The organism is Bradyrhizobium sp. S3.2.6 (genome assembly GCF_040546885.1).
In the GTDB taxonomy this organism is placed as follows: Bacteria; Pseudomonadota; Alphaproteobacteria; order Rhizobiales; family Xanthobacteraceae; genus Bradyrhizobium; species Bradyrhizobium cytisi.
Window position 1 is genome coordinate 1 of sequence record NZ_JBEPOS010000003.1, and the last position, 20528, is coordinate 20528.

Consider the following 20528-nt stretch of genomic DNA (forward strand, 5'->3'; position numbering starts at 1 on the left):
GCTGTGAGACCAATCGGATTATGCCGACTCTAACGCAGCAATCGCCGCCGCCAGAGCCCGTTCAGAGCCAATGGTCGGCATAATCCCGAGGTCGGCATAGTAGACGTTATGCCGACGTCGGCATAATCTCTACTCGATCACGACCAACCAAGCCGCGATCAGCGCGTTGTTCCGCGTCGTGAACCGATACGTCGGCAATCTGGCGCCGATGCCCGGGGTTTTTCCCGATTACAAGGCACCGATCGCGCGCAACGGGGCCGAGGGCCGCGAACTCACCACTGCGCGGTGGGGCATGCCATCGTCATCGAAGGCGTTGATGGACGCCACCAAGAAAAGAGCCGAAAAGCAGCAGGCCAAGGGCAAGCCAGTCGACTTCAAGGAATTGCTCAGAATGGAGCCGGATGGCGGGACGACCAATATCCGGAATGTCAAAAGCAAACACTGGACGAGATGGCTGGGACCCGAAAACCGATGTGTGGTGCCGTTCAACTCCTTCAGCGAGTTCAACAAGGCAGAGGGCGGCGATATCTGGTTCGCGCTTGATGAGAGCCGTCCCCTCGCCTGCTTCGCCGGCATCTGGACCAACTGGACGTCTGTCCGGAAGGTCAAGGAGGGCGAGACCACCAACGACCTCTACGCGTTCCTCACGACCGAGCCAAACGCCGAGGTCCACGCCATCCACCCCAAGGCGATGCCTGTGATCCTGACGACGCCGGAAGAAGTCGATACCTGGATGACAGCCCCTCTGGACGAGGCGCTGAAGCTGCAGCGGCCGCTTGCCGACGGAACGCTCCGGATCGTCGCCCGCGGCGTCAAGGAAGACACGGCCGGGCTACCGACGTGACCATCGAGGACGATGACCACCAGGCAGCTTCCCCGGCCGCCAGCGTAAGATCATCCACATCGACATGGACGCCTTCTATGCGTCCGTCGAGCAGCGGGACAATCCGGATCTCCGCGGGAAGCCGGTCGCCGTCGGATGATCCCGCGAGCACGGCGTTGATGTTGCGCGCCTCGCGCGGTCAGTTCAGCAAAGAGTCTCGCTCGGGGCCACGCCGATCCAAATCTAGGCGTTTCAGTCTTCTTCGCTTCCATCCTCCCTGTAGAGCTCTAGATTGTTTCTCCATTCAGCACCCGACGCCCCCTGCGATAGATTGAAGGACTTCTTTATATTCGCGATGTCCTTGAGAATGATCTTCCGTCCCGCCTGCGTGTCGAGGCCCTTGAGGGCCCATTCGGCCTTCCAGAACTCTTCGGGAATCTTAGCGATGTAGCCTTTCGTCACCTCTTCGATGAACGTGGAATTGCTGATGTCGATCTGCTCGGAGGTGTTCACCACCCGCTGTTCGATCGAGTTGGCGATGTGCTCCGTGATCGCCTGTATCGTCGGTTTCTTGAACAAATTCTTGAACTGATCAATGCTGGCGAGGGTTATCCCGTATTGCTTTTTGATGGTTGTCCAGATCGTGAACATTATGTCCACGACGGTGTCGTCATCTTGATCCGGATAGTCCCTAAAGGTCTTTTCGAGCACCTTCACGGAATTTTCGATCGCCTGTGGCGCCACGATCCTCAGAGCATCCTTGGAGCGATTGTTGACCCAGTCCACGCATTTGTAGAACGGACTATCCTTGTTCTCGTTGAAGACGTCGATCGTAGAAGCGAATTGACCTACCCTGATCGAGGCGGTCGTGAGGCGCGATTTGAGATCGGCTTCGATCGCATCGAAATTCGCGATGCAAGCCTTAATGTTGTCGGTGGGGACCTTGTTGGCCTTATTGTTGATTGTGATGAACTGGAAGGCTCTTTCGAGCGCCGGCGCGCTCACGAACAGGGAGACCGGCACGTCGACGTCGAAGTCGAGTTCGGACATGCCCTTGAGGCGGTGCTGCCCGTCGATGGTGTACGAGCTTTCCAGCACGCCCTTTCCGAAGCTGATGCGGACAAGACCCTTGTCGTCTAGATGCTCCAGACAGTATGCCTTTTGATCTTCCTTGAGGTCGGCCAGCGATTGCACCGACTGGACCTCGGGATCGAAAGCGATAATGACGCTGCTCGGAATCACGTTTTCGTCTTTAGCCGTGAAGAACTTGCGGATTTGTTTCCACCGCGCCTGCGTCAATTCGCGCTGAATCCCGCCCCGATCTATCTCGATGCTGTCGGCATGCGTCCACTGGACGATCTCTTTGGCCGGCCCGACAAGACACACGAATTGCAGAGGCGTCTTGGGAGTCTGGCGTACGAGAAAGCCCCGATATTGAAACATAGATCAATTCCTTGCTGGAAGTGGAACGCCGATCTCTATTCCGTCGATCCCGATGCGTTCCGCGCACGGCTCGCACGCTACGTAGCAATTCCGGAAGTGGTAGTAGTCGTCTTCCTCGCGACGGGTCAGCACGATCTTATCGGGCGCGATCAAGTAGAAGTACCTGTCGCAATGGAAGCACTTTCCATCCTGCTTCATGAGAAGCGCGAAGACGATGTGGGGTCCGAGCTTCTGAGAAACTTTCTCCTTGTTGTCGCTCACCACGCAGAAGTGTTCATGGTAGACGTCGACGAAGGATAGTCGATCCTCCTTGATCTTGTTGCAACGGTTGCAGGCGACGGTGATGTTACTGCGATGACTCGAACCGCCGAACGCCTGGGCGATCAGATGCTCGATCTCGAGGGCGTTTTCGGCCGCATCGTCCCGCGTGAGCGAGGTACCGCAGAAGCGGCAATTGTGCGAATGCGTCCTCGCCATTTTAAGGATGCGCGTCCGATTGCCTTTGCTGACCTTGCCCTTTTTCTTGGCGACGAATTCCGAGACTCGTCGACCCAATCTGAATATCCGTTCGAAAAGCCCTGCGTCGACGTCGAGAAGATTCTCCAATTGGCGCCTGTACTCGTCCTCGAACTCACCGACGGCTTCGTTCCGTTTTGCCAAGAAGACGCCGAGTCTAATGATCCGACCGACGATATGATGCGTCGTGCGTAACCTAACGTCGCGCTCGACCTCCGCATCCTTCAGGATGGACGTCTCTACGCTCACGTTATCATAGATCAGACCGATCAGCAGCCCGACGTCCGCGACCTGGTCGGCCGCTGCCTCGTCTTGCACCGGATACCGTCGATCGAGGGTGGGATAGAACTTCCGCCGGATGGCGGTCCATTCTTCGCTCATGCGGCGAGCTCTACTGAATTTCCGGACGACAAGATTGGCCGTTTGGTCTGCGACGTCAATTGGTCCTCCATCTCCAGCGAGGGCGCAAATTGAGTAAGACTCGATCCGGCTGCCGCCCCTGGAGCGCGACGTGCGGAATTGACCGTCCGTTCGTTCCGCTCGAACGGACGGCCCGGACTGGACGACCTCGTTGCTGTCGAGAGTCCCGAAACCTTGTTCTGGCGCGGGGCGCTAAACGTCATCGTCGTCACCGGCGGCTTCGGCCGTTGCGAGTTGCTCCCGCGTTCCCGCCGGATTCGGACAGAAATGTCTGAAGTCGCAGGCGATGCAGGTCTCGGGCTCGTTGCAATTCGGCGGCCAAGTGTTCCGGATGCTTCCCCTGATCTCCTCGTCCCGGACGCGCCCCTCGATTTCGGCGACGATTCGGTCGAACTGCGTTGTGGCGTTGTCGATGCTCTGTTGGGTGACGGGGATGATCCTAATAGCGCGCCTGTAACGGAAGGCGGCGCTCAGGCGGGGGGCAGGCCCTCCCGTCCACGTATTCAATGCATAGTAGTCAGGATCGCCGCGTGTCGGAGCGACATCCGTCTTTCCATTCTGGATCGCCGCCTTCATCTTTCGGATGTCGTCCGAGCCGGGCGCAAGCTCGTTGACGTAGATGAGTATCCCGGCAGCGACCGGATAGCCCAACTGCTGCCGTTGGCGCAGCCAGGCGTAAGTCTGGACCTGCCATTCGCCGAGTTGCCAATAGTCTTTGTCCGTTTCAGGCCTGTGGGACCCTTTGTAGTCGACAATGACTTCGAACGTCCCCTGCAGATCGGGACACGCCGCCCTTACGGCTTCCCGGATGATGTTTCCTGCGCCGACATTCGCCAATTCAACGTTCGTCAGCACGTCGATGACGCCGTGGAGTGCGTATCGCTCGGATCTGAGCATCGTCCCCTCTACTGGGCGAGGAAGCGGGCGCGTGCCGATCACCTTCTGCTCGGCATCGGCGATCAGCGGGAACAGGTGCGGCCCCAGCATATTGACCGCTGCTTCGGCGCGGCGATAGGCGGAGACGCGCGCGCGGCGGCTTCGCGCCCGCTTGCCTTCGTAGGCCAATGCCTGCTCGATCGGCCAACCGATCACGCGAAGATCGTTCGCAGCCAGTCCGGCTGGCGGCGGCGCGGGCGCACCAGCCTCCGGAATCGGAGTAGACGGCCAGGGAAAGGGATAGCGGCCCGGGTCCGCCCGCCACATCCCGAACGCACCTTCCAGGACGCCGTGGATGAACTCGCCGTACCACATCTGGACCGGGCGGGACGGTGGCAGCGCACTGCCGTTGTAGTAGCGATACTGCATGGCACAGCGCCGGTAGGAGAGAAGGTCTCCGGTCAGGCTGTACTCCGGCACGACGCGGTCCGGCGGCTTGATTGGAAGCTCCATGCTCGCCTCAAATCAACGTGAGAGGAATGTTGTTCGCCATTGGCGGTGCGTTACCGCGCACGGGCCGACGCCACGCCCAGTCGCCGTCACGCGGCCAGAAAGTAGCGACGTTCTTGATCGTCGTATTGTAGCGGAGGCACGGCAGACATCCCACCAGCAGAAGAACGCTTTGCGGCCTGCTGTATGCCACATAGTACAGGCGTATCAGATCTTCGAAGCTGCGCTGGATGGCGGTCCTCGCCGTGCGCAGGCCGCCGATCGGGGTGCAGCGCGCCAGATCGTCTTCCATCTCCGTGACCGAGGAGGGAGAATCCGGAAACCTGCGGAAGCGCTGGGTGCGGTGATTGGTCTTGAAGTCGGACGCGACGTCGACGATGACCAGCGGATATTCGAGTCCTTTCGCCTGATGGATCGTCATGATGTTCAGGCGATCCCGCGGAACGCTTGCCATGATGTCTTCGTCCACCTCCACCAGATCGTCGGCGATCGGAACGAGGATGTCGCGGATGGTGGACTCGATGCTGCGCGTCCGATGAGGCTCAGCGATCAAGACGAGCGAACGGTAGGGGGAGAACGTGGCGGCCTGGGCCGCGGCCCGAGAGACGGCTTCCAGATAGACCTGATGCTCGGGATCGTCCTGAAACGAGGGCATCCAAGGCAGGAAGCTGTAGAGAATGTCGAGCACCGGCCATTCCGTGGCTTCACGCGTGCCGGTCGAAAACCGCTCTTGCCAACGCTGCATCACGCGACGCAGGCTGTCGCCGCCCTGGATCGCGGCGCGCGGATTCGTGGCGAAGAACGCCCGTGCGGCGTTGCGCCAGCTGAGCATCACGCCCTTCGCGGAATTCGTGATCAGCATCGCGCCGACGATTCGGCCGTTGGGGTTCGCTTGATCGGACGGGTCGATCGCTTCGAGGGAGAGGCCGAGCATTCGCTGGACTTCGTCAATGTCTTTCAACGCCCGCCCGCGCGGGTTGAAACAGAACATCCCGCGGCTCTCCAGTTCACCGCGAAGGCGGAACGGTAACCGCTCCGATGCCGGATTTCCCATGAACGCGCGCCGATACTCGTTCACGGTGTGGGCGATGAAGACCGCGTCTCCCAGGTCGCCCCCGTTCGGCGCGGCCCTGATCGCCTCGGCCAACTGCGCGTCCGCGGGCCGACCGCCGCCGCGGAAGATCGCCTGCAAAAGATCGGCCAGGTCCGTGGCGAGCGTAGCCGCGTCGTCGCGGAACATGCCCAGGACCGGCACATTCTCTGACGGCCTGTTGGCGACGATACGGGGCTTGGGCGGCTGAATCCTGGCGCCGGCAAAATCCGGATCGTTCTGGACGAAGCTGTTGAAGAAGGCGACGATCTCGGGCGTCGAGCGGTAGTTCTGGATCAGATAGAGCATGCGAGGCGTAGTATTCGGAATGGCCTGCCCGGCGCGTGTGCAGAAGTCCCTGAACAGCTCGATAGTCGCTCCCCGGAAGCGATACAACGACTGATCGTCGTCGCCGACGACCGTAAGGGAGGAGCCTGATCGGGCCGCAAGCTCGAGATAGATCCGCTCCTGCAGGGGATTCGTGTCCTGGTATTCGTCCACCAGCATGGCCCGGAGACTGCCGACGAGGCCAGGCGGGTTGGCGCCCCGGATCCGTTCGAGGAAGACGCGTTCGAGCGTCGGGAAGTCCATCTGATTGGTCGACTGCAGGTATTCGCGGTATTTCCGGAATATCTCGGCGACGGCGCGCCGGGCATTCAGGTCCGGCCCTCGCGCCACGTAACCGCGCGCGTCCACCTCGTCCTGCACGAAGCGATCGACGAGCGTCCTGACGACGCGCGTCATGTCCCCGATCGTGTTCGGCGGGTCGCCCGAACTAGAGTATTTCCCGAGATAATCCTGAAACTCGGACTGCATGGTCCGGAACGCCTCGTAGACCTCACCGCGCCGTGCGAGAATCTGATTGGCGACGAAGGCTTCGACGACGACGGGTGGCCGCTCCGCCGGCCCTCGCGCCTCCGACAACGCCTCCTCGCAGATGCTGTCGAGCGTGCCCGTCACGAACCTGTTGATATCGACCTCGCGCAGGAAGTCCCGCAGGCCGGTATCGGCGCGGGGATCCCCGGCCGCGGCTTCAAGGAGCGGGATACCCCACTCGATCAGGCGGGTGCGGATCTCCTTCGCGGCCTTCCTCGTGAAGGTCGTGATCATGATGTTCTCGGGAGCGATCCTGTCGACCACGACGTGGCGAAGGGCCCGCAGCACCAGCACGGTGGTCTTTCCCGAACCGGGACCAGCCACGATCAGCAGCGGAGACGTCCCGTCGTCCACTATGCAGGCTCGCTGCTCCTGGTTCGGGCGCCGCCGCTCTCCCAGAACACGCGCGATCAGTTCGACGAAATCCCCGACTTCCAAGTGCAATTTCCCCCGATTCTTGGAACCGAGAATATAGCCGAATCAATCCGAAGTTGTCCTTGTCCGTCAGGTATTTATGCGCTCGGAAAACTGCAGGAGAACTCGAAAAATTGCGGGGGGAAACTGCAAACGGAAAATTGCCGATGGACGCGCGTACCACAATTAGCTAAGCAAGGCATCGACAGCAAACCCAAGGATTCGTGGGACTTACGTTCCTGCGGGCGACCGCAGTAAGGAGTGGGCATTGGGCGCGAAGGGGGCGACAGTTTCGAAGAGGTCCGCCGCGAAATCCCCGCGGAAACCCACACTGGTGGTCACTACGTGTTCGGCCGGCAAGCGCTGTCGTCGGCCATTGTCGGCCGAAACGCTCCGTCGCGGGAAGCTTTCCGACACCGCAGCGGCGTGGATTGCGAAATTGCGGCGCGAGACGGCTCTGATGCCAGCTTCTTCGCTCTACAAGGGGCGGGCGTTCCGTATAGCCGTCGAGGCGTCGACCGCGGGCTGCGCCGACTTGGCCATACTTTCCGCCGGCCTGGGTTACGTCGCGGGCGGAACGCCGATACCGGGGTACGACCTCACGATAAGGCCGACCGGACCGGGTTCGATCGTGTCCAAGATCACCGACGGCGTCGATGCGGCCCGGTGGTGGAGCGCCGTGAAGAAGGGACCGTTCTCTTCGGACCCTCTCCGGGACGCTCGAGGACGCGCCAGTATTCTGGTGTGTCTTTCGAGGGGTTACGCCGACATGGTCGAACGCGATCTCATCGCTATCTCGCGCATCGACGGACTCGAACTCAGGATCTTCGGACTATCGCTCGCGGGGCACCTCGACGAAGCGCTGCGACCATTCGTATTGCCCTACGACAAGCGGCTCGATCTGCTTGGCCGGCCCGGCACCCGCGTCGATTTTCCGCAGCGCGCTCTGCTCGATTACGTCACTCATATCGTGCCAGCGAGCGCCGGAACCCTGGAGGCAGACAGGCAGGCGGTCGCAGACAGGCTGGCTCCCGTCGTGACGCAGCGCCCGTCGCGGAAGCAGCGCCGGCTTCCGGACGACGAGATCCGGGCGCTCGTCGCCGATCTCATTCCGAAGCTTGGCGGCGCGTCGACGCGCGTACTCCGTCATCTGAGAGACGTCGCGCAAGTGTCCTGCGAGCAATCGCGCTTCGCCAAGATATTCAACGACGTAAAACGGGGGGTCACATGAGACCCGTTCCATCGGTCAACGTCCATGCCGTGAAGATGCGTCAGAGCGACAAGGAGCTATTCTCCTTCTTCATTCGCGGAGCGCATATCCTAGAGTTGGCTGATATCGCCCGCCTCAAGCATTCCGCCGGTTCTGAGATCGAAGGATTCCAGCGTCCGGAAATCAAGGCGCACGTAAAGGCGATCGCGGACTATCTGTCCGGCGGCGACGTTCTATTTCCGAATGCCATCATCCTCGCCATCGCGGCCGATGCGAAGTTCTTGCAGAAGCGGGGCACCAAGAACGCATCCGTTGACAGTGCGAGCGAGGTAGGGGTCCTCTCTATTCCGGTTCGCGCCGGACGGAAATCGGCCTGGATCGTCGATGGTCAGCAGCGGGCGCTCGCCTTGGCGGGATCCGGCGTTCCCGACCTGTACGTGCCCGTCGTCGCCTTTGTCTCCAGCGACATCACGGTCCATCGCGAGCAGTTCATTCTCGTAAACAAAGCTCGTCCGCTCGACAAGCGCCTGATCGACGAACTCCTGCCGACCGTCGGCACCGTGCTTCCCCGCGACTTGTCCACCCGTCGCCTTCCGAGCCTCCTTTGTGCGGCGCTCGCGGACACCCCCGGTTCGCCCTTCCATCAACTGGTGAAGAGGCCGTCGCACGCATACCACTCGGCCGTCGTCAACGACTCGACGCTTATCAATCTCATAAGAAGGAGCTTGCAGGATCCACGCGGAGCTCTCGCCGCGCATGTCGACACGGACGGCACGGCCGACACCGATTCGATGTATAGGCTGCTCGTTTCATTCTGGGCCGCGGTGAAGGACGTCTTCCCCCAGGCTTGGGCGTTGCCGCCCGATCGGAGCCGCCTGATGCACTCCGTCGGATTGACGGCCATGGGAATCCTCATGGATCAGGTCATGACGCGACCCGGAAACTTCGGTGGAGATTACGTCGCCGCCAAGTCCATCCTGACGCGCATCGCACCCTACTGCAGGTGGACGGAAGGGCGATGGGAAGCGTTGGACCGGGATTGGAACGACCTTCAATCGACGAACAAGGATCAACGTCTACTCTCGAACTACCTCATCCAACTCGAGCGCGACGTCTCCAGGGCTTCTGCCGCATGAAGTTCCTGTATTCCGATAGTCTCGATTTCGTGGATCCCGGGTTCGACTTCGTCGCCGACCGTGGGGCCAAACGTCGTCGCGCGCACGCCGACGACGACTTTCCTCACGAACATCTCGATCAGCCACCCTACGACGGCCTGCTGGTGTCTCGCGCGATCGTGGGCGGTGCCACCGTCACGGGCAAGTATTCGGAGGCACAGGCGATGCGCTTCCGAAGGGAGGGAGCACGGGAATTTCTCCGTTATCCGCTCTCGAAATATCCCGGAAGCATGGTTATGGGGGACAACGGCGCATTCACCTATCGAGACCGGAAGGATCCGCCCTACACGATCGACGATACCCTCGAATTCTATGAGGACGGCGGCTTCACGCACGGCTGCTCGATCGATCATCTCGTGTTCGATTTTCTCGAGGATGGTGCCAAGCCTTCGGGCGAGGCGAAGAGGCGCGTTGACATCACGATAGAGAATGCGCGCGGCTTCCTGCCGGCATCCAAGGCGCTCGGCAGGAAGTTCACTCCGGTTGGCGTCATCCAAGGTTGGTCGGCGCGAAGCATGGCCGACTGCGCGACCGCGCTCGCCGGGATGGGATACGCTTATCTCGCCGTCGGCGGCATGGTGCCGTTGCGCATCGAACAGATCGAGAAGGCGCTGGCGACGATCCGGGAATCGCTGCCGAAAAGAGTCAAACTGCACCTTCTCGGCTTCGGAAAGACCGAGCATCTCGGAGCGATCAGGAAATACGGCGTCGCGAGTTTCGACACGACCTCGCCATTGCTGCGCGCCTTCAAGGACGGCAAGCGCAACTACTACTCAATGGGGAAGGGCGGTGAACTTTCCTACTACACCGCGGTTCGAATTCCGCAGGCTATCGACAACGACAAGCTCCTCAGAAATGCCCGCAGAGGCCGTCTGGACCAGGAAAACCTTCTCCGGCTCGAAAGCCGAGCGCTCGAGAGCGTCCGCAAGTTCGCATCGAGAAGGATGAAGGTCGAGCCAGCGGTGGACGCCGTCATCGAATACGGCCGATATGCCCTTTGGGACGAGCGCGCGACGGACGCCCGCAACGAGGCGAGGCTCACCGAATTGCGAACGGCGTATCTGAAGACCTTGGGCGACCGGCCCTGGGAAAGTTGCCGATGTCGCGTGTGCCGCGACGCCGGAGTGGAAGCGCTGATTTTCCGTTCGTCCAACCGAAATAAACGACGTGGTATCCACAACCTGCATGTCTTCTACGCGCACCTGACGGCGGACAGCCAACGAGTTGAAAAAGAACGATGACGAAAGTACGATTTGAGCCGACAATTTCTCCGCGCCAAGGCAAAGGCCCCAGGGTAATCTGCTTTTCCGCGACTCCGCAGGAGATAATGCAGATCGCCCGCATCGAGCGGATTGGCCGCGACGCGAAGGGCCGACTCAGCGGTTTCCAGCGACCGCAGATCGCTGCCCACATCCGGGAGATCAGCGACTATCTCGGGCAGGATGATGCAATGCTGCCAAACGCGATCGTCCTCGCTTTCGCCAAAGGAGCTTTGGCCACCCGCGACGGCGGCTTCGTGGTCGACATCTCCGACGGTCCACCAGGTTGGGTAGTCGACGGCCAACAGCGCCTGTGCGCGGCGCTAAGTCTGCCGGAACGGAAGTTCGAGTTTCTCATCTCGTCGTTCCTCTGCGACGACATGGCCGAACTCAACCGTCAGTTCATCCTGGTCAACAACACCCGACCGATCGCGAAACCGCTGATCTATGAACTGCTGCCTGGATTGGACGGTCTGCCCCACCGTCTATCCGATCGCTCCGGAGCCGCCTTGCTGACCGAACGTCTCAACTACGATCCGGATTCGTCGCTTCGAGGTCAGATCAACCAGCAGACCCATCCCGAAGGCATCATCAAGGACACGCTACTGCAGAGAGTCCTGATGAACTCTCTTCAGCAAGGCGCACTTCGCAACTTTGAAAGCAACGGAGATTTGATGTCGCAAGGCGTGGAACTCGTCAGCAACTTCTTCGGGGCCGTGCAACACGCATTTGCGAAGGACTGGAAGGATCACACGCCGAAGACGTCGCGTCTGGTGCATGGCGTCGGGCTGATCTCCCTAGGTTATGTATTGGACGAACTCGCCATCAACAAGAAGGCGAAGTCGCAACGACAGTTCGAAAACGGACTGAAGTGTCTGGTCGGCAAGACGCACTGGTCCAGCGGCGAGTGGAATTTCGGTGCCGAAAAACGCCCTTGGCACGCACTTCAGAACACCAAGGCCGATTATCGCTTAGTGTCGCACCATCTCGTGCGGCTCATCCGACGCGCCAATTGAGGACGATCTGGATATGGCCTCGTACGCGGTAAAGGAAATCTTCCTGACGTTGCAGGGCGAGGGAATGCAGGCCGGACGTCCCGCGATATTCTGCCGTTTCGCCGGCTGCAATCTCTGGTCGGGGCGCGAGCAGGACAGGCACCAAGCGGTCTGTCGCTTCTGCGATACAGATTTCGCGGGCACGGACGGCACCAAGGGTGGGCGGTACCGCGATGCGCGAAGCCTTGCCGACGCGATCTCGTCCGAATGGGCGGGCGGCGAGACAAACCGTCTATGCGTATTGACGGGCGGAGAACCGCTACTGCAAGTCGACGACGATCTCGTACGTGCACTCCACGATCTCGGCTTCCGCATCGCGATCGAGACGAACGGCACCTTGGCCGCACCGGCAGGCATCGATTGGATCTGCGTCAGCCCCAAGTCGATCGCCGAACTGGCGATCACGCGCGGCCACGAACTCAAACTCGTCTATCCGCAGCCGGAAGCCCCGCCGGAGAGGTTCGATTGTTTGGACTTCGACCATTTCCTGCTTCAGCCAATGGACGGTGCCGACGTGGTCGACCACACGCGGCAAGCCGTTGCCTATTGCCTTGCTCATCCGCAATGGCGCCTCAGCGTCCAGACCCACAAACATCTCGGCATCAGATGAAGATATCCCAGGCATTCAGGTTCGAGGCCGCGCACCGGCTTCCAAACGTCCCACAGACCCATCGCTGCCATCGGATGCATGGTCATTCCTACCGCATCGAGGTCGTTTTGAACGGGCCGGTCGATCCGCATACCGGATTCGTGGTCGACTTCTTCGACATCGAGGAAGCGTTCGGTGCGCTCCTCAAGTCGCTCGATCACCATTGCCTTAACGAAGTCCCGGGACTGGAAAATCCCACGGCGGAAAACATCGCCATCTGGATCTGGGACAGAACGAAACCCCGCTTGGCGCAACTCTCCAGCGTGAGAGTCTACGAAACGACCGATTGTTGGGCGGAATACGACGGACCCGATCGCTGACTTCGACACCCGTAATGGAGATCGAGATGAGCCAATCCGCAATCGTCCTCTTCTCAGGGGGCCAGGATTCCACGACCTGCCTCGCATGGGCGCTGTCGCACTACGATCACGTTGAGACGATTGGATTTGGGTACGGCCAGCGCCACGCGATCGAGATGGATTGCCGCGAGGCGGTCCGGTCCGGCGTCGCGGGCATCGACGGACGCTGGGAGGCGGGGCTCGGGCGCGATCACGTCATCGACCTGACAGTCCTCGGTCAGGTGAGCACCAGCGCCTTGACCGCGGATCTGCCGCTTTCGAAGAGACCCGACGGCCTCCCAGCCACGTTCGTCCCAGGCCGCAATCTGGTCTTCCTGACCTTCGCGTCGATCGTTGCGCATCAGCGCGGCATCAAACACGTGGTGACGGGCGTCTGCGAGACCGATTTCTCGGGTTATCCCGATTGCAGGGACGATACGGTGAAGGCGCTCCAGGTCGCCATCAACTTAGGAATGGAGGCGCGTCTGGTGCTCGAGACGCCGCTCATGTGGATCGACAAGGCAGCGACGTGGAAGCTTGCGGAGGCGCTGGGAGGTCGGGCATTCGTCGATCTGATCGTCGATGCCACTCACACCTGCTACCTGGGGGATCGAAGCAAGCGCCACGAATGGGGCTTCGGCTGCGATAAATGCGACGCCTGCGGGTTGCGGCGTGACGGATGGCGACGATATATGAGCGAGGCAGTTGAGCCGTACAGCAGGTGATTCGACATGTTCGGCAAGGGCAAACGTCCCAGCGACACTGGCTTCGGAGAACTCCTGGTCAAGCTCGACGGGTGGTCGATTCCGACGGACGCGCTCGATCGCGTGCACGATGGTGCGAAAGCCAGTCTCGCCGAGGTGAAGGCGCTAACCGAATACGAGGACGGCAAGGCTTCGCGCCTTCTGACGATCGCAGCGTTCTTGAGCGCCGCGGTCGCCGCCGTCTTCACCAGGTTCGCGACCGACTATCCTTGGCCGGGGTTTGGCGCGTTCGACACGGATCGTCTTTCGGCACTGACCATAACGACCTATGCCGCGTTCTTCGCCTACGTCCTACTGGTAACCATTTCCGTGTTGATCATCCTCAGCGCGGTCAAGCCGCGATTCAACATACCTAAGTCTTGGACATCCGGGTCGAAGGCCGATCGGCCGACGTCGATGCTCTTCTATAAAGGTATCCTGGACGTCACCGCTCCGACCTGGGGAGAAGCGTTCATCGGTCTCGGCACCAACAAGGGAGACGATCTGAAGGCATACTACGCTAAGTGCTATATCGCAGAATCCTACCTCATCGCGGAAAAAGTGGCGGACAAGCTCCGCCTGCTAAGTCCGGGTGTCGCCGCGCTGCAGGCCGCGATGTGGGTGCTTGTGGTCTTCTTCACCCTGACCGGCGCCAACGTAGTCCTGGTGAAAACTTCGAACGCCACCGCTGCGGCCCGTGTGTCGGCGCCCGTCACCTCACCCGCCGCACCCGTGGTGAACCCACCGGCCACCAAATCGAAAGGATGAGCGTTGAAGGCCCATCTCTTCACGGACGCCGACAATACGCTCTGGGACACGGATACCGTGTTCGCAGCGGCTCAATTGGAGATGCTGCGCGAAGTCGAAAAACTCACTGGCCGCACTGCGCCGGAAGACGAAGACCAGGGGTTGGCTTTCCTGCGCACCATCGATCAGAGAATTGCGACAGAGCACCCGGATCACCTGAGGTATCCGCCCGCATTGCTTGCGCAGGGACTGGCACTGGTGCTTGAGGGAGAGAGGGTCGAAGGTGCAGTCGCGCGAGTCACCGCACCAAACCTCGCGCCCACGAACGCGTTCGAACCCGCTCAGTCGCGGTTTTTGGACGCCATACGTCGGCTTCCGCCTCTGCGGAAAGGCGTTCGCGAAGGTCTCCTCGCCGTAACGCGGGCGCGGATTCCGGTCATGATCGTGACTGAGGAACGAGCCGAGCGTTGCCGAAAGTTCGCGACCGAACATCAGCTCGACGGTCTGATCGACGAGATCATTTCGGTCCGGAAGACGCATGAGGCCTACGCCAATCTCAAGCGGAAGGCCGGTCCCGGACGATGCTTCATGGTCGGCGACCAGATGGACCGCGATATCGTGGTGGCGGTCGCCGCGGGCTTCTCGACATTCTATTTTCCCGGCGGGTTTGCTCCGTACTGGGCTTCAGAACTCGATTCGAGCGAAACGACCCGGATTGACCGTTTCGATGCGATCGTGCCAGAAATCTTGGCCGCGGCGCGGATCAGGCACTCGACTTGACCGTCGTGACGGGTGACGGCCACAATTTTCCGACGCCGAGCATCGTTATGATCTGCGCAACCTTCTGACACCAAGTAGTGGTCGGCGCCGCTTAGGAAGCCACCATGGTTGCGCCACCGCCCGCGCTCTTCACTGGTGGCACCTTGAAAGTCACATTCATGGAACCGTCCGGGCTTACGTAAGTGCCCGAAGCAAGTATCGCGCGCTCGGTAGGGGTAAGCGGCCCCAATACGGGCCGGCGAGTCACAATTTCAACAATGCGGACAGCTTGGGCCTCATCGCTAAGGCCAGCCTCAGGCGGGATGCACTCGCTCATCGCCTGCCCGTCGACCACTCGGCAAATGGCAATGTGATCGTCGGGGCAGTTGACAACGCCGCCTGGCGGGTTGGGGCAATTACAGCTCGTCATGCTAGAAGGTCCTCCGCGCGCAATATGAATTTGTCGTCTCTCTCTTCGATGGCGAACGGGCGCAAGCTGTTCCCGACGGCAATACCGCGGAGCATCTGCAAGCCCTCAGCCGCATTCTGAAACGTCATCCGGGTCTCGCCCACCTTGGCGGTCAACTCCCCACGCGTCCACCCCTCGAACTCCACGGGCTTGCCGCCAATCTTGCTGATGGCGTTCGCGACGTGCCTGAAACTGGCGGACTTCGGCGTGGCAATCGAAGCAAGGCCCTGCGCCTGCTTCAGCTTGTTCTCCTCCGCCTGCAGGGCGGCCAGATATCCGTCCAGAGCGCCTTTCAGCTTCGTGCTGACCGTCCTTGCCGAACTGATGACGACGTAAAGCGACGTGTGGTCCTCGCGGTCCAGCAACTCCAGCCGCTGGTTGAGATCGTTGAGACACTCCAGCAATCGGGCAGACTCGGTCGATGCATTCGGCAACTCGGCGTGAATTTCGACTGGCAGTGCGCCAAACAGCGTCTTGATCTCGATCTTCGAGCCGAACCCCGCTCCCACCATCAGCGCGTGGATCTCGTTGATCTGCACCGCCTTCAGGAGATAGGCGTGTTTCTTCTTCGGCGGAGCTTGGGCCGCGCCGGGCTGTTCGGCTTGGGCGGCCTCGACGTCGACATGCAGGATCGTCACCTTCTCCTTCCAGAGCGGCATCCAATACGGGTTCGTCTCGGCGCCGACGAACCGAAGCCCGCTCAACAGCATGAGCGGATCGCGCGCCAGTTCCCACGCCGGGATCGCAAAATTTTGCTGCAGAAACCAACCGGCATAATGAACGCCGACAACGAGGCCGGTCGACAATTGGACAACCGGAGCTCCAGAGGTTCCACTAACACACGAGGCGTCATGCGGAAGCGCCGGGACATCGATGCCGGCGGTTTTTGCCGTCATGGGCCCGTCCACAATACAGCCGGGCATCAGGAGCTTCTTTCCGAAATTATTGCCAAACACCGCGGCGAGGGACTCCGGATCACTACGCGGATCCTTCGCGGGATAGCCGATCAGCGCAATCTTCTCCTTTACGCCTGGCATCCTTGCCGAAAAGGACAGGATATTGTCCTCGGCGACGGGGCGTTCCATTTCCAGCAGGGCAAAGTCGAAATAGGGATGGATAAGTCTTACTTTGACGCCAACTGCCGGATCTCCGTGCGCGCCGTCGGACGCGAAGTTCAACCAATAGGACGTTTCCTTCTTCTGCAGCATCAGCTGCGCAATGTGGCCCGTCACCGCTGCGAGCCTTGGCGCGACGGCAAACGCGGTTCCGATGAACTCCAGGTCCTTGTCTGAGCTTTCCAGCCGGGCTGTGGCTCGCACAGCACGCGCCAAAACGTCCGCGGCCCCAGCGAGCGGCTCGGACCAAATCGGGTTGTCGAGGCCCGGCTTGATCATCTCACCCTCGATCGGAAACGCGGGACGCAGGCTCGCCAGAACGATGGTCTCGAGCTCGGAGATTGCCCCAGGCCCGGCTTCGGCGGCACGGGGCGGAGGTAGGATGATCGCCATAGCTTATTGTGCCCCTCGCCTCATTTCTTCCTGGCCTTCTCGATTTCCGCCCAGCACTCCGCGTGGTTCTGCTTCAGATCGTCGATGATGAGATCGATGCGCGTCCCCGTATTGACCCAGGATGTCTTCTTTCCCTGATACTCGAATGTGCCCAGGCTGGGATCGCTCGACTTGTGAAGCGCTAGCACTTCCCAGCCATCATTGCACACGGCCGACCCCGACGACCCGCCGTCCGTGTCGGTAAAGTAGGCGAGATCGCGATCGTTCAAGAGCACGGCGAGGTTGTTGCGCATCGCCATCTGTTTTACGCCGCCGTTGGGATGCTGAATGATATTGACCGCCAGACGGCCGTTTTCAGGAAGCGCCAGCGGCCCGGCCCACAACGGCAGAGGTCGGCGCTTGGAATCTTCCTTCAACTCGAGGATCGCGTAGTCGAGCTTCTCGTCGACCGCACCAAGTGAGCCGACCGCGGCGACCGATCCGTCCAGCCCCTCGGCATCATAGTCGAACAGGACGGTCGCCCGTCGCGCCTGCAGGTCAATATCCTTCGCTTCGGGCTTTGGTGCCCCCTTGGCTCGCGCGCGGATGACGTGACAGTTGGTGATCACGTGCCGCGAGCTGATCAGCCAGCCGGTCCCGAACGCCTCCATAGGCTTGCCCGACAAATACATCTTCGGCTCGCCGTCCTCATGCAGCGGGACCTTCAGGCGCGCCGTCCCCTGTCCGACATGCATGGCACCGCTGAGAAAGCCGAAGCCAACCATGTCGCTCGTGAACAGGATGCGTTCGGGGATCGCTTCCTTTAACGTTTGTACCGGATCCGAGAGCGTCCGCCTTGCTGCGACCTGATCGGCGAGATCGCGAAAATAGGCCTTCCTAGCCGGCTGAAGCACCATAAATTCCGCGTTTCGCAACCATCGTTCGAACGGAATCTCCTCATCGAGGGGATCGGTGACGTTCAACTCGGTCAAATCCTTGAACAGTTGCTCGCTGGGGGCCCCGGCTTCGTCGAGCTCGGCGATGAATGCCAGGCTCAAGCCGGCCAGCAGATCGTCTCGTCGACCGGAAAGACCAAACTTGATGACCGACCCATGAATCTCGTAAATCTTGTCCATTGTGAAATAGGGCATCTCGATCTTCCGCGCTTGCGTGTTGACGGCAAGATCAGATCACCATCCGAATGGATCCGATCCAGCCTCCTCTTCTCGGCAGATCCCGGATTACGTGAATCTGATCTGATCGAATGACAGCAGGGGTTTGTGAGCTTCGCCTTCGCCGACGGTCTCCTCCGTATTGGCCAGTGGATCCAAAGCAGCCAGGGATCCGAAGCTGATCCCGCTACGCGCCTCGATCGATCGAATGGGCACTTGCGTTGCGACATTCAACTGAGGCGACACGAACTGCCCAAAGACAAACTCCTCCTCCGGCGGCAGATTCTGCTGCTGGCTCATCTCGTAACCGGTCGCGCATAGCCTGCCGGTTTGATCATGAATGAAGGCAATGACCTTCCAAAAGGCCACGGGAATGCGAACGCCGTCCCTTTCGGGATCGTCGGACGCGAAGTACGGGCCGGTAAAGACAGAAATCTTCATCGCGTCTTCGCGCGCGTGCTGCAGGGCGAAATCCTCAAGCGCCAGCCATATCGGAGCGTTGAAGGCCTGCATCTGCGGCGTCGCGTTCGTCACATGCATCGAATCGCTGTTGCCACGGCTGGCGGTGGCCGGCGTGCCCCATGCCGGGTCTTCACGCCGGGTCATGTGGCCACGACTGAATTTGGGCGGATCTCCGTAGCACTCATTCTTAATCTGTTGCGGCTTCGGAATGCGCGGGTCAAATTTCCAACTGCCTCGTCCGGTTCGCCTGGACTGATTTCCGTCGATGTTGCAGGCACTGACAATGCACATGCGCCGGCTCTTGCTCATCAACACGGAGAAATGCTCGTAGCGCAGCTCGGTCTCGGTCTTTCCGTCAAACTCAAATCGCAGAACATCTGCGGCATTCCGGACCACGGCCGGAAGCGCGACGTCGAACTCGCCATCGCCGAGGAAATCCGGTTCATAACCAGCTCGGTCGCGGAAGTCTTCGGCAGTCGCCTCGAACTCGTCGGCCTCGTCATCAGACGCATCCGGCACGCTTGATGGCGCAAAGCTCGGCCTTGGCTGCGCCGACCGCGTGTGGTCAAGCTCGATCGAAACCTTGACGGTGAGCGGAATGCTCAAGGTCGTCGAAAATGGCCGCAGCGGCACGGCGTTTGCCGGGCTGAGCTTGGACGTCGCCGTCACCCCGCTTTCGGGAGTCGCGGGGCGCCGCCGCCTCGCCGCGCGGCCGGACAGCACATCCTCGAGCAGCTGCTTCACCACGTCCGCCCGCACCGCATAGTTCGAACTCAGAAAGGCGCCGCCGAAATGAAGTCCGAGTGCCTCGCCCTCCTGTTCATTGGCGATCACGACGGAACCGGAATTTCCTCCGAGTGTCGTACAATTGTGCCAAATCCGGTTGGTCTCGACACGCGTGACCGCGCCAGGTGCCAGCCGCTTCTTGTTATAGACGTCGCCGTAGATCCGCTGCATCAACTCGGGTTCGGGAATCCGGCTATCAAAGGCCGGATAGCCGATCGTGGAGACATTAGCGCTCGGAGCGATATGCGATGCGAGCACGATCGGCTTTGCGAGCTTCGAATTCCCCGAGACCAACGCGACTTCGAAAAACGCAACGTCCGGGCCGGACGTATCCGCGATATGAAGAGGCCTCACGAGGTTGAAGATCAGCTCATTGTTGCTGTCGACTTCCTCCAGAAAATCCACCGCCCCGGCCATGGGACCGCCCAGCCCCATTCTGAACGAAAACCCCTCCCCACGCCGTAGCGCGAACTTCAATGCCACATGACGATTTGTCACGATGACACCGTCTCTGACCAGCCACCCCGTACCAACCCAGCTCATTTCGCCGCGGATCAGGTTGATCCGGCCCACCGCAGGGATCGCGGCGTCAAGCAAGGGCTTGGCCGCGCGCAAGCGCTCGAACCACGTCTCGCGCTCGGCCGGATCGCGAATGTCCAGGTCCGTCGTGTTGTTCTTGATTGCCAGGACCGGTCGATCTTGACGCATCGCTATGCTTTCCGCCTCGACCGCGAGCCTGACCTCTTCCTCCGGCAGCTCTAGAGCAAGCTCCTGCTCCGGCATCTTGTCCATGCTTTCCGCAGCGAGCTTGGGATCGTTCTCCCGTATCGACTGGTTAAAGCGGCGTAGACGTTCAAGTAACTGCTTGGTGTCGGTCCTTTTGAAGTCAGTCATAGTCCCGCTTCCAATGATTAAAGCATCGACAACCGCGCCTTGCGTTTATTTTATCGATCATCTATCTTAGCTAGAATATTGTCCAGCGTTCGGAATGCTCCATATTCATTTCATGCGGTCTGAGCTCATTTGTCGAAGCGAGGCTGTTCAAGTGTCTGGGGATCAGGCTCGCAAGAGTTGCCGTGCCGATTCGAGATTGCAGAAAAGTCCGACGTGGCGCTCCCTAGCGGAACGTGGCGCTCCCTAGCGGAACGGTGATAACTCCCAAAAAACAATGGGTTTGCCAGTTTACTTGCCGCCAAATCCGCCATTGAACCACAATGGATATTTCCACGATTGGGAACTCTCCGGATTG

At 60.4% G+C, this 20528-nt stretch carries 17 protein-coding genes and 1 pseudogene; 11 read left to right on the forward strand and 7 right to left on the reverse strand.

The features are described 5' to 3' along the window. Nucleotides 1–136: 136 nt before the first annotated feature. Both ABID58_RS07755 and ABID58_RS07760 read left to right on the forward strand, forming a co-directional pair. Nucleotides 137–844 carry an SOS response-associated peptidase gene (locus ABID58_RS07755; RefSeq protein ID WP_354032548.1) on the forward strand — a complete coding sequence of 236 codons (708 nt, stop codon included), beginning with the start codon at nt 137–139 and terminating at the stop codon, nt 842–844. 49 nt (nt 845–893) lie between these two features. Continuing rightward, a pseudogene (locus tag ABID58_RS07760) lies at nt 894–980 on the forward strand (Y-family DNA polymerase); the annotation flags it as partial. 95 nt (nt 981–1075) lie between these two features. Here the strand turns inward: ABID58_RS07760 and ABID58_RS07765 are convergent. From ABID58_RS07765 to ABID58_RS07780, 4 genes are all read right to left on the reverse strand, one after another. Further along, nucleotides 1076–2266 (reverse strand): DGQHR domain-containing protein, encoded by a 1191-nt coding sequence (locus ABID58_RS07765; RefSeq protein WP_354032196.1) that lies wholly within the window; start codon nt 2264–2266, stop codon nt 1076–1078. A gap of 3 nt (nt 2267–2269) precedes the next feature. Then, complete coding sequence (locus ABID58_RS07770) at nt 2270–3163, reverse strand: HNH endonuclease (protein ID WP_354032197.1); 894 nt, start codon at nt 3161–3163, stop codon at nt 2270–2272. Nucleotides 3164–3394: 231 nt separating this feature from the next. Further along, nucleotides 3395–4591 carry a PD-(D/E)XK nuclease family protein gene (locus ABID58_RS07775; RefSeq protein ID WP_354032198.1) on the reverse strand — a complete coding sequence of 399 codons (1197 nt, stop codon included), beginning with the start codon at nt 4589–4591 and terminating at the stop codon, nt 3395–3397. A 7-nt stretch (nt 4592–4598) separates the two neighbouring features. Continuing rightward, complete coding sequence (locus ABID58_RS07780; protein WP_354032199.1) at nt 4599–6992, reverse strand: UvrD-helicase domain-containing protein; 2394 nt, start codon at nt 6990–6992, stop codon at nt 4599–4601. 415 nt (nt 6993–7407) lie between these two features. On the opposite strand from ABID58_RS07780, the gene ABID58_RS07785 reads away from it, so the two are divergent. Genes ABID58_RS07785 through ABID58_RS07825 form a run of 9 tightly spaced genes read left to right on the forward strand, consistent with a single transcriptional unit; the run spans nt 7408 to nt 14924 of the window. Next, complete coding sequence (locus tag ABID58_RS07785; RefSeq protein WP_354032200.1) at nt 7408–8199, forward strand: hypothetical protein; 792 nt, start codon at nt 7408–7410, stop codon at nt 8197–8199. Further along, nucleotides 8196–9314 (forward strand): DGQHR domain-containing protein DpdB, encoded by a 1119-nt coding sequence (dbpB, locus tag ABID58_RS07790; RefSeq protein WP_354032201.1) that lies wholly within the window; start codon nt 8196–8198, stop codon nt 9312–9314. The genes ABID58_RS07785 and dbpB (ABID58_RS07790) overlap by 4 nt, the downstream gene beginning before the upstream one ends. Continuing rightward, nucleotides 9311–10594, forward strand: a complete 1284-nt coding sequence (gene dpdA / locus ABID58_RS07795; protein ID WP_354032202.1) for a tRNA-guanine transglycosylase DpdA — start codon at nt 9311–9313, stop codon at nt 10592–10594. The genes dbpB (ABID58_RS07790) and dpdA overlap by 4 nt, the downstream gene beginning before the upstream one ends. Further along, the gene (gene dbpB, locus ABID58_RS07800) at nt 10591–11628 is read left to right on the forward strand and encodes a DGQHR domain-containing protein DpdB (RefSeq protein ID WP_354032203.1); all 1038 of its coding nucleotides are present in this window, start codon (nt 10591–10593) and stop codon (nt 11626–11628) included. Before dpdA ends, dbpB (ABID58_RS07800) begins: the two co-directional genes overlap by 4 nt. A gap of 13 nt (nt 11629–11641) precedes the next feature. Then, nucleotides 11642–12277, forward strand: coding sequence for a 7-carboxy-7-deazaguanine synthase (queE, locus tag ABID58_RS07805; protein ID WP_354032204.1), 636 nt, complete (start codon nt 11642–11644; stop codon nt 12275–12277). Further along, complete coding sequence (queD, locus tag ABID58_RS07810; protein WP_354032205.1) at nt 12274–12636, forward strand: 6-carboxytetrahydropterin synthase QueD; 363 nt, start codon at nt 12274–12276, stop codon at nt 12634–12636. The genes queE and queD overlap by 4 nt, the downstream gene beginning before the upstream one ends. 14 nt (nt 12637–12650) lie before the next feature. Continuing rightward, complete coding sequence (gene queC / locus ABID58_RS07815; RefSeq protein ID WP_354032206.1) at nt 12651–13379, forward strand: 7-cyano-7-deazaguanine synthase QueC; 729 nt, start codon at nt 12651–12653, stop codon at nt 13377–13379. 6 nt (nt 13380–13385) lie between these two features. Continuing rightward, nucleotides 13386–14165: a Pycsar system effector family protein gene (locus ABID58_RS07820; protein ID WP_354032207.1), complete on the forward strand. Its 780-nt coding sequence runs from the start codon at nt 13386–13388 to the stop codon at nt 14163–14165. A 3-nt stretch (nt 14166–14168) separates the two neighbouring features. Beyond that, nucleotides 14169–14924 (forward strand): HAD family hydrolase, encoded by a 756-nt coding sequence (locus ABID58_RS07825; protein WP_354032208.1) that lies wholly within the window; start codon nt 14169–14171, stop codon nt 14922–14924. A 405-nt stretch (nt 14925–15329) separates the two neighbouring features. On the opposite strand, the gene ABID58_RS07830 is transcribed toward ABID58_RS07825, so the two are convergent. The 3 genes from ABID58_RS07830 to ABID58_RS07840 form a co-directional block, all read right to left on the reverse strand. Beyond that, nucleotides 15330–16880 (reverse strand): trypsin-like serine peptidase, encoded by a 1551-nt coding sequence (locus ABID58_RS07830; RefSeq protein ID WP_354032209.1) that lies wholly within the window; start codon nt 16878–16880, stop codon nt 15330–15332. A gap of 20 nt (nt 16881–16900) precedes the next feature. Next, nucleotides 16901–17995, reverse strand: coding sequence for a trypsin-like peptidase domain-containing protein (locus tag ABID58_RS07835; protein ID WP_354032210.1), 1095 nt, complete (start codon nt 17993–17995; stop codon nt 16901–16903). A 105-nt stretch (nt 17996–18100) separates the two neighbouring features. Beyond that, nucleotides 18101–20173 (reverse strand): DNA/RNA non-specific endonuclease, encoded by a 2073-nt coding sequence (locus ABID58_RS07840; protein ID WP_354032211.1) that lies wholly within the window; start codon nt 20171–20173, stop codon nt 18101–18103. Between the last annotated feature and the right edge of the window lie 355 nt (nt 20174–20528).